The 15409-nt window shown below is 42.0% G+C and carries 13 protein-coding genes and 1 other annotated feature (1 of these 14 cut by a window edge); of the genes, 12 read left to right on the top strand and 1 reads right to left on the bottom strand.

Annotated elements, in window-relative coordinates; genetic code table 11:
* Positions 1-273: 273 nt before the first annotated feature.
* The 12 genes from BLS24_RS14915 (at position 274) to BLS24_RS14860 (ending at position 13511) form a co-directional block, all read left to right on the top strand.
* The gene (locus tag BLS24_RS14915; RefSeq protein ID WP_091760989.1) at positions 274-2079 is read left to right on the top strand and encodes a peptide ABC transporter substrate-binding protein; all 1806 of its coding nucleotides are present in this window, start codon (positions 274-276) and stop codon (positions 2077-2079) included.
* A 20-nt stretch (positions 2080-2099) separates the two neighbouring features.
* Positions 2100-3065 (top strand): ABC transporter permease, encoded by a 966-nt coding sequence (locus tag BLS24_RS14910; RefSeq protein ID WP_091760986.1) that lies wholly within the window; start codon positions 2100-2102, stop codon positions 3063-3065.
* Positions 3062-3985 carry an ABC transporter permease gene (locus BLS24_RS14905; RefSeq protein ID WP_242872321.1) on the top strand — a complete coding sequence of 308 codons (924 nt, stop codon included), beginning with the start codon at positions 3062-3064 and terminating at the stop codon, positions 3983-3985. Before BLS24_RS14910 ends, BLS24_RS14905 begins: the two co-directional genes overlap by 4 nt.
* Before the next feature lie 14 nt (positions 3986-3999).
* On the top strand, positions 4000-5010 hold the full coding sequence (locus BLS24_RS14900; protein ID WP_242872320.1) for an ABC transporter ATP-binding protein: 1011 nt from the start codon (positions 4000-4002) through the stop codon (positions 5008-5010).
* Between the two features lie 13 nt (positions 5011-5023).
* Positions 5024-5842 (top strand): ABC transporter ATP-binding protein, encoded by an 819-nt coding sequence (locus BLS24_RS14895; protein WP_091760979.1) that lies wholly within the window; start codon positions 5024-5026, stop codon positions 5840-5842.
* A gap of 128 nt (positions 5843-5970) precedes the next feature.
* Entirely contained in the window at positions 5971-7689 is a 1719-nt protein-coding gene (locus tag BLS24_RS14890; protein WP_091760976.1) for a peptide ABC transporter substrate-binding protein, read from the top strand.
* Between the two features lie 79 nt (positions 7690-7768).
* On the top strand, positions 7769-8704 hold the full coding sequence (locus BLS24_RS14885; RefSeq protein ID WP_091760973.1) for an ABC transporter permease: 936 nt from the start codon (positions 7769-7771) through the stop codon (positions 8702-8704).
* Position 8705: 1 nt separating this feature from the next.
* Entirely contained in the window at positions 8706-9785 is a 1080-nt protein-coding gene (locus BLS24_RS14880) for an ABC transporter permease (protein WP_091760970.1), read from the top strand.
* Between the two features lie 7 nt (positions 9786-9792).
* Positions 9793-10929, top strand: coding sequence for an ABC transporter ATP-binding protein (locus tag BLS24_RS14875; protein WP_071177290.1), 1137 nt, complete (start codon positions 9793-9795; stop codon positions 10927-10929).
* Complete coding sequence (locus BLS24_RS14870; RefSeq protein WP_091760967.1) at positions 10913-11857, top strand: ABC transporter ATP-binding protein; 945 nt, start codon at positions 10913-10915, stop codon at positions 11855-11857. The genes BLS24_RS14875 and BLS24_RS14870 overlap by 17 nt, the downstream gene beginning before the upstream one ends.
* Before the next feature lie 92 nt (positions 11858-11949).
* Positions 11950-12420: a GAF domain-containing protein gene (locus tag BLS24_RS14865; protein WP_091760964.1), complete on the top strand. Its 471-nt coding sequence runs from the start codon at positions 11950-11952 to the stop codon at positions 12418-12420.
* A gap of 20 nt (positions 12421-12440) precedes the next feature.
* On the top strand, positions 12441-13511 hold the full coding sequence (locus tag BLS24_RS14860) for a threonine aldolase family protein (RefSeq protein ID WP_091760961.1): 1071 nt from the start codon (positions 12441-12443) through the stop codon (positions 13509-13511).
* Here BLS24_RS14860 and BLS24_RS14855 read toward each other — a convergent pair.
* Positions 13495-15057, bottom strand: a complete 1563-nt coding sequence (locus tag BLS24_RS14855; protein WP_091760958.1) for a glycoside hydrolase family 28 protein — start codon at positions 15055-15057, stop codon at positions 13495-13497. The genes BLS24_RS14860 and BLS24_RS14855 overlap by 17 nt on opposite strands.
* Before the next feature lie 257 nt (positions 15058-15314).
* Positions 15315-15409, top strand: a binding site (T-box leader); it runs 142 nt beyond the window's last position.

Here is a 15409-nt window from a genome sequence, read left to right as displayed (position 1 = left end):
TGTTGCACAAGACCGGCAAGCGAATGGATGCTTGCATACAAATTCATTTGCCGGTCGTAAGAACATGGAGCACTAAGTGCGGAATGTTCGTGTGCGAAATCGAGTAGGAGTCAGCCTACTCGATTGTGTGGATCTATGGGACGGAGGGTAGTGGGGCCTTTACTTCTTCTTATCACAGGCGATAAATTTTAGATAATTTTGCTAAAGACTCTTCTCATGTATTATTTACCCAAGCAAAAAGTCACATCAAATGTGGCTGGGGAGGAATAAAACATGAAGAAAAAATCTTTAGCATTTTTTTTGGCATTAACACTGACATTAACATCCGGATTAGTGGGATGCGGAAATAGTAATTCTGGTGAATCACAGGATTCTAAGACACAGAGCACAAGCAGTGAACAGACAAGTGATGGTAGTGCAGCTGCAACTGAGGCAGCAGGAGATGAAGAGCTTGCAGATGAGCAGGTGCTTAATCTTGTTTATAGTGATCTTTCAATTCTTGATGTAAATGATGCAAGAAACTCAAATGAGTTCCAGGTGTTGTCACAGGTGCAGGAAGGACTGTTCAGAACCTTCACCGATGAGAATGGTGTAGACAAAACAGAACTTGCAGGAGCAACCGGATATGATGTTTCTGAAGATGGTCTTACTTATACATTCCATTTAAGAGAAGATGCAAAGTGGAGTGATGGGGAGCCAGTTACAGCACAGAACTATGTGGATTCATGGATTAGACTTATAGATCCTGAGAAGGCTTTCTCATATGCATTCCTTGCAACAGATGATATTGCAGGTGCTGAGGAATACTACAACGGAGAAGGTGCTGTAGAAGATGTAGGAATCAAGTACATTGATGACTATACATTTGAAGTAACACTTAAGTCTCCAAATCCTTCATTCCTTAAGAAGGCTGGAATGCTTTCATTCTATCCAGTAAGAAAAGACCTTATTGATGCAGCTGAAGGCGCAGGCGAGAACTGGGGAAATGATTATACACTCCATGTATTCAATGGACCTTTCGTTATTTCAGACAGAGTTTTAGAGAACTCAATGACACTTACAAAGAATGAAAATTACTGGGATGCAGAGAACGTTCACCTTACACAGGTTAATTTGAAGGTTGTTGATGAATCTTCCACTCAGGCTCAGCTCGTTGAATCACAGCAGGTTGATGTTTTAAAGCTTTCTGACCTTGAGTATGTTGATCAGTGGCAACCACTTGTAGATGCTGGACAGCTTGAAAGAATTGTTTCAACAGCACCATCAGTAACATACATTTCTTTTGATCAGCACGAAGCTGGAAATGGTGGACCTTCAGGCCTTATGAGAAATGCAAAGGTTAGAGAAGCCATCACACTTGCTCTTGACCGTGAAGAGTACAATCTTCTTTTTCAGAATAGCTTGTCTACACCAGCTTATGGTCTTGTACCAAACGGAATCACAGTAGGCAATACAGAGTACCGCTCATATGCAGGAGATATCCTTAAGGATGAAGAGAAGTCAAAGCTTGCTTCAGATCCAGCAGCACTTAAGGCTCTTTTTGAAGAAGGTATGAAAGAAGCAGGCGTAGAGGGAACAGCAGAAGATGTAACACTTGTTACAATGAACTATTCACCTAGCACGCTTGATAACAATATTTATGAATGGTATGTACAGCAGCTTGAGTCAAAGCTTGGAGTTAAGGTACAGGTTGACACATATCCAGATGTAACAGGCTGGAAAGAAGCACGTGATTCTTACAAGTATGACTTCTATACAATGGGATGGTTTGGTGATTACGATGATCCAGCAAACTTCCTTGGACTTTTCGTAACAGACAACGGATATGCAAGATTCATGGGCGGCTATTCTAATCCGGAATATGATGAGCTTTTTGCGAAGGCCAATGCATCACTTGATGACAAAGAGAGACTTGAACTCTTTAGCCAGGCTGAGAATATCCTTCTTACAGAAGGCGGTGTAAATCCTTTGTATTACCAGAACGCTCAGATATACAAGCAGTCATATGTAAAGAATGTCAGCTTCCCACTTTTTGGAGCAGACTTTGAGTTTTCAAGAGCTTATATTGTTAAGCACTAAAAATATTTACTTCTAAGGTAATGGATATGAATCTCCTTAAATATATTCTAAAAAAAATAGCTATTGCGCTTGCGACACTTTTTGTGATCGCAAGTGCAACTTTTTTTCTATTAGCACTTACTCCAGGCGATGCGTTGTCAGCAAGAGTAGAAAAGCTTCCTGATGAAGTCACCCAAAGACTATATGCTAAATATGGACTGGACAGACCTGTGATGGAGCGATATTTCATAACAATGAAGGGGCTTCTACACGGTGATTTCGGCGAGTCCATTATTTATGAAGGCGAGACAGTGCAGCAGATCATTTCTGAAAAAGGACCTGTGAGTGCAAGGCTTGGAATCCAGCAGATGCTTCTGGGAGTCACTCTTGGAATCTTGCTGGGGATTTTAGCTGCGGTGAAAAAAGGCTCTTTCTGGGACTTTTTAGTTATATTCTTCTCGGTGCTGTTAATATCAGTACCTACTCTTATATTTGCGCTGATGCTTCAGGCAGTCTTTGCCGGAAAGCTAGGGTGGTTTCCAGTTATAGGTTGGCCGTCAAAAGGGGACTGGCTTGGAGGATTTAAGTACACAGTACTTCCTACATTTGCAGGATGCTTTGGCTACATTGCAAGCTATGCAAGGCTTCTTAAGGTGTCCATGCTGGATGTCATGAATCAGGATTATATACTGACAGCTGAATCTAAAGGCCTCTCAAGGAGAGAAGTGATAGTTCATCACGTTCTTAGAAATTCATTTATTCCCATAATAACAAGACTTCCAATGAGCGTTGCCATGTGTATTACAGGTTCTTTCTTTATAGAGAGCGTTTTTTCAATACCAGGACTTGGTCTATATTATGTCAATGCTGTTGCGGCACAGGACGTAACAATAGTAATGGGAGAAACTGTCATTCTGTCGGCAATTTATATCTTCGTGATCTTTATCACAGATATTTTGTACACGGTGGTTGACCCTAGAATCAGAATAAGCGGAGGTAATGCATGATGGAAGTACGTGTGTATAGTGATGAAGAACTCCAGCGAGTTGGGATAGAAAATGAAGCTGATGTAATTACCCGTCCGGTGATCTCATATTGGAAGGGTGCGATCCTTAGATTTAAAAAGAACCATATAGCCATGTTTGCTTTTGGGTTATTTGTCTTATTTTTGTTTTTTACTTTGTTTGGACCTGCTCTAAGTGGTGAAAACTATACGGAAATAGATGCTGCAAACAGAAACATCGGACCAAATGGAAGCTTTTGGTTTGGAACAGATCAGCTTGGAAGGGATCTCTTTTCCCGAATATGGATCGGAGCGAGGCTCAGCGTCATTGTGGCGCTTGTGTGCTCTGGTATTCAGATTGTATTTGGAAGTATCTATGGCGGAATAATGGCATATTTTGGCGGCAAAGTTGACGCTGTGATGATGAGGATAATTGAGGTAGTTAACTCTTTTCCATCGCTTCTGGTCACACTTCTTATCATGATGGTTGTAGGTAAAAATGTAATTGGTCTTCTAATAGCTATGTCTATTACGTCATGGGTTGGAACGGCCAGAATAGTGAGAGGACAGATAATGCTCCTTAGAGAGTCTGAGTATGTCAAAGCGTCACAGCTCTTAGGAGGCGGTGCAGCAAGGATCATAAAAAAGCATCTTTTGCCAAATACAATATCTCTTTTGATATTAGACCTGTGTTCTTCAATTCCGGATTACATCTTTACTGAAGCGTCTCTTAGTTTCCTTGGTATGGGACTTGGAGGAGATATAATCTCCCTTGGAGTTCTTATTTCAGATGGTAAGACCAAGATGCAGTTTTATCCTTGGCAGATGATATTCCCGGCAGTAGTTCTGGTTGTGGCAGTTCTGGCATTTAATCTTATCGGAGATGGCCTTAGGGATGCTCTTGATCCCAAGACAGTCAATTAAGGAGGCCTATTAGTTTGAGCAAAGAATTATTAAAAGTAGAAAACTTAAAGGTAACCTATAACACATATGCAGGGCAGGTTCAGGCGGTAAGAGGAGTAAGCTTCTCTCTTGATAAAGGTGAGACCCTTGCCCTTGTTGGTGAGTCAGGTTGCGGTAAATCAGTTACAGCCAGGTCTATCATGCAGCTTGTTCATGAGCCAGGCAAGATAGTAGAGGGGAGTAAGATCCTTTTTGAAGGCAAAAATGTAGCAGAATATGATCAAAAAGAGCTTGCAGCATTTAGAGGAAAAGATGCAGCAATCATATTTCAGGATGCCATGGCATCACTCAATCCAACAATGACAGTTGGTAAGCAGATTGTTGAGAATATTTTGCATCATAACAAGGTCAGTAAAAAAGAAGCGAAAGCAAGAGCCGTAGATCTTTTGAATAAAGTTGGAATCAATAATCCTGAGCAGAGGTTTAAGCAGTATCCACATGAGCTTTCTGGTGGAATGAGGCAGAGAGTCATGATTGCTATTGCTTTTGCCAATGATCCAAAGCTGCTGATTGCTGATGAGCCGACAACAGCACTTGATGTGACGATACAGGATCAGATCATAGAACTTATTAGAAAACTGAAGGATGAGCGTGACGCATCTATCATTCTCATAACCCACGACCTTGGTGTTGTTGCGGGCATAGCGGATAGGGTGGCTGTTATGTATGGCGGAGTGATCGTAGAGAGCGGAAGTGCAAGCGACATCTTTTATCATGCCAAGCATCCATATACCAAGGCACTTCATGACGCAGTTCCTCGTGTCGATGAGGTTTCAGGCAAAGAACTTGTGAGCATCGCCGGAGCACCACCAGATCTTATAAATCCGCCAGCAGGATGCCCCTTTAATACCAGATGCAAGTACTGCATGAATATCTGCAAAAAAGAAGTTCCGCCTACTATGAAGTTTGGAGAAGGTCATGAAGCAGCTTGCTTTTTGCATGTCTTGGATGGACTTCCTGAAGATGCGGCATTTCTAAAAGATTGAACGGAGAAGTTTAATGGAAAATGAGGTTTTGTTTGAGGTAAAGCATCTCAAAAAGTATTTCAAACTTGAAAATAAAAAGATACTAAAGGCTGTGGACGATGTCTCTTTTACCATCAGGAAAGGGGAGACACTGGGCCTTGTGGGAGAGTCAGGCTGTGGCAAGACTACTACCGGCCGCACTTGCATAGGCATGTACGACAGAACAGAAGGTGAGATCCTTTATAAAGGCCGAGATATCAGTACTTATAAGGGTAAAGAGCTAAAGAATCTCCGCAAGGAAATGCAGATGATCTTTCAGGATCCATACGCTTCTTTGAATCCAAGAATGACAGTTGCCGAGATCGTTGCAGAAGGGCTTGATATCCATAAGATGTACAAGACAAAAGAAGAGAGAATGGAACGAGTGTATGAGCTGTTAAGATTAGTAAATCTTAATAAGGAACATGCGGGACGCTTTATTCATGAGTTCTCAGGAGGACAAAGGCAAAGAATTGGTATAGCAAGAGCACTTGCTGTTAATCCTGAGTTTTTGATCCTTGATGAGCCAATATCTGCCCTGGACGTTAGTATTCAGGCCCAGGTGGTAAATCTTCTCATGAAGCTTCAAAAGGAAATGGGACTTACATATCTTTTTATAGCACATGACCTTGCCATGGTCAGACATATTTCTGATAAGGTGGCGGTCATGAATCAGGGAAAGATCGTTGAGATGGATGACACAGATTCAGTGTTTGATAATCCTCAGCATGATTACACAAAGGCGCTTTTAGCCTCAATTCCAATCCCTGATCCGGAAAAAGAAAAGGTAAGAAGAAGTAAATTGCTTTATTAATTAGACGCGCCAACGCATAAATTATTTAAAGTGATAAAGTTTTTGTTGACATTTGCCCATAGAGCCCCTTAATATGATTAATAAATATCAATTGTATACATGTATTAAAGTATGGAGGAGGAAGAAAAATGAAGAAAAAGTTTTTATCAGTCATGCTTGCTTCAGCGCTTGCTCTTAGCATGATTGGATGCGGAAGTTCTGCAGTTAGCGGCGTATCAGAGCAGAATGATACAACTGCAGAAGAGGCAGATTCAGCTCAGGCTGACGATGCTACAACAGCCGATGCAGGTGAGAGTTCAGGAGAGGATCTCAACGTTATGCTTGAGACACCTGTAGAATCACTTGATCCACAGCAGGCTACAGATGGTACATCTTTTGAGGTTATTGCCGACTACACAGATGGTCTTATGCAGATGGATGCAGATGGACAGGCAGTAAACGCTATTGCAGAGAGCGTTGACGTTTCAGAGGATGGTCTTACATACACATTCCACCTTCGTGAGGATGCAAACTGGAGCAACGGTGATCCTGTAACCGCAGCAGATTTCGTATTTGCTTGGCAGAGAGCAGTTGATCCTGAAGTTGCTTCTGAGTATTCATATATGCTCAGCGATATCGGACAGATTGTAAATGCCCAGGATATCATCGATGGAACAAAGGATAAGAGTGAACTTGGCGTAACAGCTGTTGATGACAAGACTCTTGAAGTTAAGCTCAACGTGCCAGTAAGCTATTTCCTCAGTCTTATGTATTTCCCAACATTCTACCCAGTAAATCAGGCATTCTTTGAGAGCTGCGCAGATACATTTGCTACCAGCCCAGAGACAACTCTTTCAAACGGAGCATTTGTCCTTGATGATTATCAGCCAGCTGCAACAACTATCCACCTTACCAAGAACCCTGATTACTATGGCGCAGACAGCGTTAAGCTTCCAGGTCTTAACTATCAGGTTATTCAGGATTCACAGCAGGCTCTTATGAGCTACCAGAGCGGTGACCTTGATACAACTCTTGTAAACGGTGAGCAGGTTGATCAGGTAAAGGATGATCCTGCATTCGAGGCAATCGGTGCTGGATACCTCTGGTACATCAGCCCTAACATTCAGGAGGTAAAAGAGCTCCAGAATGTAAATATCCGTTACGCTATCACAATGGCTCTAAACCGTGAAGCAATCACAACAGACGTCCTTAAGGATGGTTCAGCTCCTACTTATACAGCAGTTCCTATGGATTTCGCAGCAGGTCCAGACGGATCAGATTTCTCAGCTGATCAGGAGAAGTTCAAGGAAGTTTGCAGATACGATGCAGATGCAGCTGTAGAGTATTGGAATAAAGGTCTTGAAGAACTTGGCGTAACAGAAGTTACTATCACAATGATCCACGATGCAGATGATGCTCCTATCAAGGTAGCACAGGTTGTTAAGGAGCAGCTTGAGACAACTCTTCCAGGACTTACTGTTGAACTTCAGCAGATGCCAAAGAAGGAAAGAGTACAGCGTATGCAGGAAGGCGAGTTTGAACTTGGCCTTACACGTTGGGGTCCTGACTATGCAGATCCTATGACATACCTTGGAATGTGGGTAACAAACAACGCTAACAACTACGGCTTCTGGAGCAACGCAGAGTACGATTCTATCATCGCTGATTGCACAACAGGTGAGACAGCAATGGATGCCACAGCTCGTTGGTCAGCACTCTATGATGCAGAACAGATCGTAATGGATGAGGCAGTTATATTCCCACTTTACACACAGTGCAACGCAGAACTTATTTCAACAAGCGTAAGTGGTATTGAGTTCCACCCAGTAGCACTTAACAGAGTATACAAGAACGCAGAAAAGAAATAATCAAATAAACTAAAATTGCTGCGCGAGGAAGGGTAGTGATTTTCTACTTTTCCTCGCGCTTTTATCTTTTGGGGTAGCTATGAAAAAATATGTATTAAAACGAGTTATCACAGCAATCTTCACTTTGCTGGCAATTACATTAATTCTTTTTATACTGATGCAGCTAATGCCTGGCTCACCATTTAATGATGAGAAGCTTAATGATTCACAAAGAGCTGCGCTGTATGCCAAATATGGACTGGACAAACCGATCGTTATCCAGTTTTTCCATTATGTTATCAATATGTTCAAGGGAGACCTTGGTGTCAGCTACAAGATTTCCAAGAATACTCCTATTACACAGCTGATCGCATCAAGACTTCCAATTTCTATTGGCGTTGGATTCGCGGCAGTATCTATCGGAGCGATAGTAGGTCTTTTGCTGGGACTTCTTGCAGCCTTCAAAAGAGATACCGCCTGGGATACCCTGGCAACAGTGATCTCAGTTATTGGTGTATCGGTTCCATCCTATGTATTTGCTCTGGCACTTTCATATCAGTTTGGATTCAAGCTTGACTGGTTCCCAATGCTCTTTTCAGCAAAGGATGTTCTAGGATCAAGCGTATTACCTTCTGTATCACTTTCCATGTTTACCATGGCTTCAATTGCACGATTTACAAGAGCAGAGATGATCGAGGTTTTGGGATCAGATTATATGCTTCTTGCTGAATCCAAGGGACTTTCTGGAAACAAGATCGTGTTTGCACATGCTCTTAGAAACGCCCTTATTCCTATTATTACTGTTTTAGCACCACTTGTTGTTGATCTTATGACAGGTTCACTAGTTGTGGAAAAGATCTTTTCTATTCCTGGAGTTGGATCACTTTTAGTAAACGCAATTCAGTCTAATGACTATAACGTTGTTATAGCTCTTAGCTTCATATATTCAGCTATGTACATAGGCATCATGCTGGTGGTAGATATTCTCTACGGCGTGATCGACCCTAGAATCCGTGTGGCAAAGGAGGGAGACTAATATGGTAGAAGCAGCTTTTGATAAAGACTCATACTTACATGTTGTAGAGTCAGATACCTATGTCCCTTGCGAAGCGGATTTTAAGTTAAAGGGAAAAACAGCAGACGATTTTGTTGATACAAACTTTGCATCACAGAATTTCTGGAAAGAAGTTGTAGCAAGATTTTGGCGTAAAAAGAGCGCCGTCATCGGTCTTGTATTTGTGCTTATCATTACCTTTTTTGCCTTTGTAGGACCTGTGATGAACAAGTACACCTACTCAGGACAGAACCTTGATCAAAAGAATCTCGCACCAAGAATTCCGCTTATTGAGTACACAGGTCTTTTTGATGGTCATGAAAATATCAAGACTACATCAGGAACAAAGACTGTGAACTATTACTTTGAAAAGCAGCTTCCAGATACATTTTACTGGTTTGGAAGTGATAACTTCGGAAGAGATATCTGGACAAGAACATGGTCTGGAGCGCAGGTTTCACTTATCATCGCCGTTGCAGCAGCTATCATCGATATGATCATCGGTATGAGCTATGGTCTTATTTCTGGATACTTTGGCGGCAAAGTGGACATGGTGCTTCAGAGAATCTTGGAGATTGCCAATGGTATTCCAAGACTTGTAATCGTTACGCTTCTCCTTCTTGTGTTCAAGCCAGGTATGATCACTATCATCATAGCTCTTATGCTCACTGAGTGGGTTGGAATGAGTAGAATAGCAAGAGCTGAGATGCTCAAATTAAAAGAGCAGGAATTTGTCCTTGCATCAAGAACACTGGGTGCAGGAAATATGCATATCATCTTTAGTGAGGTTCTTCCAAATATCATCGGACCTATCATCACACAGGTTATGTTCTCAATTCCTACAGCTATTTTCACAGAGGCGTTCCTTTCATTCGTAGGACTTGGAATCCCTGTACCAAGATGCTCTTTGGGATCACTTATTTCTGAAGGATTTAACAGCTTCACAACACATCCTTATCAGATAATCCCACCAATCATCGTGATGGCTCTTTTGATGCTGAGCTTTAACCTTGTGGCTGACGGACTTAGAGAAGCACTTGATCCAAAGTTAAAGGAGATGTGACCTAGACATGAGTGAAGAAAAGAAAAGAGAAAAAATACTTGATGTCAAAGATCTTGACATCACCTTTAAGACTACCGCAGGAAAAGTGCACGCTATCCGCGGAGTAAATATAGACCTATATCAGGGCGAGACAGTAGCCATCGTTGGTGAGTCTGGATCAGGTAAGTCAGTAACCATGCGTGCTGCAATGGGTATCCTTGCCAAGAACGCAGAGGTTAATTCTGGAGAGATCATCTACAGATACCGCGACAACAAAGGCGGAATCGACTATAACCCTGATCAGGATGAGACGGCTGAATGGAAAGAAGCTGACATCCTAAAGCAGGATAAAAAATGGATCAGAAAACACATCAATGGCCGAAGGATAGCGATGGTATTCCAGGATCCCATGACCAGCCTTGATCCAACAATGACTATCGGAAAGCAGATCATGGAAGGAATGATCTGGCACTATAAGATTGATAAGAAGGATGCTTACAAAAGGTCAGTTGAGCTTTTAAAGGAAGTTGGAATTGAGGATGCTGAAAAGAGAATGAAGCAGTATCCACATCAGCTCTCTGGTGGTATGAGACAGAGAGTCGTTATAGCTATAGCGCTTTCCTGTAATCCGGATCTGTTGATCTGCGACGAGCCAACAACTGCCCTTGATGTTAATATTCAGGCCAAGATCCTGGAGCTTATCAAAAAGGTTCAGAAGGAAAGAGATATTGCAGTTATCTATATCACCCATGACCTTGGAGTAGTTGCTAAGGTTGCTGATTATGTAAATGTCATGTATGCAGGCAAGATCGTAGAAGTTGGTAATATCAATGAAATCTTCTATGATCCAAGACATCCATATACCTGGGGACTTTTGTCAGCCATGCCTGATCTTGGAACTGACGATGAAAGACTTTATACAATTCCGGGGTCTCCTCCAAATCTTTTACATGAAAAAGAGGGTGATGCCTTCGCTCCAAGAAATGCCTATGCTCTTGAGATTGATGACAAGCTTGAGCCACCTATGTTCAAGATAACAGAGACTCACTCAGCAGCAACTTGGCTTCTTGATGAGAGAGCACCTAAGGTTGAGATGCCAGCAGAACTTAAGTCAAGAATTGAGAGAATGAAAAAGGAGGCACAGGCAAATGGCAGCAAATTATAATGCAGCGCCTCTCCTTGAAGTAGAGGGACTTAGACAGTATTTTCCAGTTAGCAAGACATTTACAGTTAAGGCTGTAGAAAATGTCAGCTTTAAGGTTTATCCAGGTGAGACTTACGGCCTTGTTGGAGAGTCTGGTTCAGGAAAATCTACCATTGGTAGAAGTATCATAAGACTTTATAATCCAACAGAAGGTAAGATCACCTTTGATGGAATGGATATCTCTGGCAAGATGAACAGAGATACCAAGGAAAACTTAAGGATTCAGATGCAGATGATCTTCCAGGATCCAATGGCTTCACTTAATCCTAGAAAGAAGATCAAGGATATAATCGGCGAAGCTCTTGATATCCATCATATCTGCAAGAACAGCGAGGAAAGAGATAAGAAGGTAGAGGCAATCCTTAATAAGGTTGGACTTGCCAAGGAGCATGCAGACCGCTATCCACATCAGTTCTCTGGTGGACAGAGACAGCGTGTAGGTATCGCAAGAGCACTTATCTTAAATCCAAAGCTCGTTATTGCTGATGAGTGTATTTCTGCCCTTGACGTTAGTATTCAGGCCCAGGTAGTAAACCTTATGAAGGATATTCAGGAAGAGCTTGGAACAGCATATCTGTTCATTGCTCATGACCTTTCAATGGTTAAGTACATTTCAGACAGGATTGGAGTTCTTCATTTAGGACACCTCCTTGAGACTGGTACAACGGATGAGATCTTTAATAATCCGATCCATCCATATACAAAAAGTCTTTTGTCAGCTATTCCTATTCCTAATCCTGAGCTTGAAAAGAGCCGTGAAGCCATAAGCTATGATTACAAGACTTCAGGACTTGATTACAACAAGGGAACGGAGCACCTGGTAGATGGAAACCATTATGTAAAGTGTACCGACGAAGAGTTTGAAAAGTGGACATCTGAGAAAAACTAAAAATAGATTGTGCACAAGATAAAACAATGTTAGAATCGTGGATATGGATCAAAAATTCATATCCACTTTTTTAAGTACAAGGAGTATCAGACATGACAGATTACAAGTTACTTGCAGCACAGATAAAAGTTCTGGCAGAGGATGAGCCAAATTTCATTCCAGTATTATCCAATGCCTCAGCTCTTTTATATGACAACATGGAAGACCTCAACTGGGCAGGATTCTACCTCATGGATAAGGGATCTCTTTTACTGGGACCATTTCAGGGAAAGGTTGCCTGCATCAGAATTCAGCTTGGAAAGGGCGTTTGCGGAACTGCAGCTGGAAATGATGAAACACAGCTCGTTGCAAATGTTCATGAATTTGCAGGACACATCGCCTGTGACAGCGCATCCAATTCTGAGATCGTTGTGCCAATCCACAAGGATGGCAAGGTTGTAGGTGTACTTGATATAGATAGCCCTAGCCTTAATAGATTCAATGAAGAGGACCAGGCTGGACTTGAACTTGTTGTGAAGACTTTAGAAGAAGTAATAGATTTTTCCGCAGTTTCTTTTAACTAAAAATATAAGAGGATAAGTGTATGGACAGCAGGATTTCATTTTCTAGTGATTACACAAAGGGCGCGCATCCACAGATATTGCAGCGTCTTCAGGAAACAAACTTTGAGCAGATCGATGGCTACGGCACAGATGGTTATTGTAAAAGCGCTGCGGACAAGATCAAAAAGGTCTGCGGTCAGCCAAACGCAGATGTATTCTTCCTTGTGGGAGGAACACAGACCAATCAGACTATAATCGACATGCTCCTTCAGCCATATGAGGGCGTAGTTGCCGCAGAGACTGGTCATGTGGCTGCTCACGAGGCAGGCGCTATCGAGCATGCAGGTCACAAGGTCCTCACTATTCCATATTATGGTGAGGAAAAAGACACTAAGAAGTACGGAGACAATATCGGCAAGATCGCAGCTCCAGATTTAAAGAAGCTTCTTGAGAAATTCTATGGTGATGCTAATCACGAGCACATGGTTTTTCCTGGCGCTGTCTATATTTCACACCCTACTGAGTATGGCACTCTTTATACCAAGGCTGAGCTTACAGCTATTTCTGAGGTTTGTAAGGAATATAAGATTCCTCTTTTCCTTGATGGAGCAAGACTTGGATATGGCCTTATGAGTAAAAGAACTGATGTGACAATTCAGGATATCGCAAGCCTTGTAGATGTGTTCTACATCGGCGGAACCAAGGTTGGAGCTTTGTTTGGAGAGGCAGTAGTATTCACAAAGGGCGTTACTACCAAGCACCCAATCCCTGTTATCAAGCAGCATGGAGCACTTCTTGCAAAGGGATGGCTCCTTGGACTTCAGTTTGATACGCTGTTTACTGATGATCTTTATTTCAAGATCAGCGAAAATGCCATCGAGATGGCAGAGCTTCTGAGAAAGGGACTTGAGGAGAAGGGCTACAAAATATTCCTTGATTCCCCAACAAATCAGCAGTTCATCGTAGTAGAGGATGAGAAGTTAAAAGAACTTGATAAGAATATCCGCTACGGTTTCTGGGAAAAGTACGATGATAGCCATACAGTTATCAGACTTGCCACAGACTGGGCTACTACAAAAGAAGATGTAGAAAGACTTATGTCTTTCTTGTAACATTCTTCATATTCTCGAAAGTAATACACTCGCAATATTCCATATGAATTGAATCGATTCCTTCTGCTGGCTCTTCCATTTCGATATCTTTAAAGGATACGTTCTTGATCTCATAGCCAGGAACATCAAATCCGCAAAGTAAGATTGATGGGCAGTCATGCCATTCATTCTTGCCAGCATTGTTATCGAGGAATCTGCCAAGTAAGTGCATTCGTTCAAAGTGGCAATCCCCAAGAAGTGGAGGAACCTTTGAGCCTTCTCCATCATCGTTGTAGCCAACAGAGTGCATCTGAATGTGAGAAGCAGTAATGTCTCTAACAAGGATATTTTTTACAAAGCCACCACGTTTTTTGGTGGCTTTTATTTCTATTCCGGACCAGGTTGGACCCATTTCGCAGTCCCAGAGGCGAACATCTTCAACACCGCCTGACATTTCACTTCCTATGCAGAGGCCATGGCCGAAGTTGGTTACGCAGTCAAAAACACGGATATGCTTGGTTGGCCTATTTATTACGTTACCTTCTGGATTCTTGCCTGACTTGATAGCAACGGAGTCATCTTCTGTGTAGAAGTCGCAGGCATAAATAGTAGAGTTAGTTGAAGAATCTGGATCCCAGCCATCGCCGTTCCAAACGCCTTCTGACTTAATGGTGCAGTGGTCTGTTACGATGTTATCTGAATAGATAAAGTGCAGGTTCCATGCTGGACCATAACCCAAAGTAAGGCCATGGATCCATATATTTTGGCAGTTGCTCATGTTGATGAGGCGGCCTCTGAATCTACTGGCGATTGTCTCTGGCTTTTCATATTCTTTTATCTTATCTCCAAGAGATGCTATGTAATCCTTAAGTCTTTCCCCTTCGGTCCTTGCTATGGCCTTGGCAAGAGTAGCGCCTCCGCCCATGATTGACCCTTTACCGTAGATGATGACGTTCTTGCAGTTGTAGTCTGCGTCGTGGTCAAGTTCGCCCAGGTTTAAAAGGCTTCTGTAGCACTCCATCTCATGACCTTCAAATCTGCTCCAGATCTTTGGAAGATAATCTTCTGGATTCTCTGTTCCCTGTAAAAGAGCTCCTTCTTCAAGATATATTTCGGTGTCAGAGTGGACGTTCAAAGCTCCGGTCAAAAAAGTTCCAGCAGGAATATAGATGAAGCTGTCCTTGTCGCAATCTGTAAGAGCAGCCTGAATAGCATCAGTATTATTGGTCTTGCCATCCCCAACTGCGTTATAAGGGGCAGCAGTTATATCTATTTTCTTTTTGGCCTTAGCTGTCTGCAAAGAGAACTGTCCTAAGAGAACAGGATCATTTTTATGGTCAGCTCTTTTGTCTGGATAAACGATATATACAGAAATATCATACTGACTCTCTGGAGTTAAGCCAGATAGAGAAGCGTGAGTTTTTTTGGTCTTAATAGTTTCATCAGCAGAATTGTTAACAACTAGGTACTCACAATCTGGATCTGCATCAAGAGGCAGATCCCAGAAAACTTCAGCTTCTGAGTCAGTTGTCCTATAGTCTAATAAGAATTCAAAGTCTTTTACCATAGTTAAATCCCCAAATAATATATAGAATTTTTTCCATAACCATATTACAAAGAATATTAACCTTATTCTAGTAAAAATCCTCCAGAATATAGGCGATTTTGACCATTCAAATATGTTGCAGGATGTATTGGCGCAGCTCTTGCAGCTTGTGTTTATAAAGCCCTTGAAGACTAAAAAAGATTTAAGCCTTCCGTGGTTCAGACGATAAATTGCCCTTGCATATTTTAATTATCCGTAGTAGAATGTGTGCAATATGAGTAAAAGCTGTGACGAAGACAGTAGATAGTTTATGAAAGCTTTCAGAGAGCCGCCGGTTGGTGCGAGGCGGTGCGAGTAGAAACTTATTGAAAAT

This window comes from Butyrivibrio sp. INlla18 (assembly GCF_900103635.1).
GTDB lineage: Bacteria > Bacillota > Clostridia > Lachnospirales > Lachnospiraceae > Butyrivibrio.
This window is presented reverse-complemented; position numbering and strand designations above follow the sequence as displayed.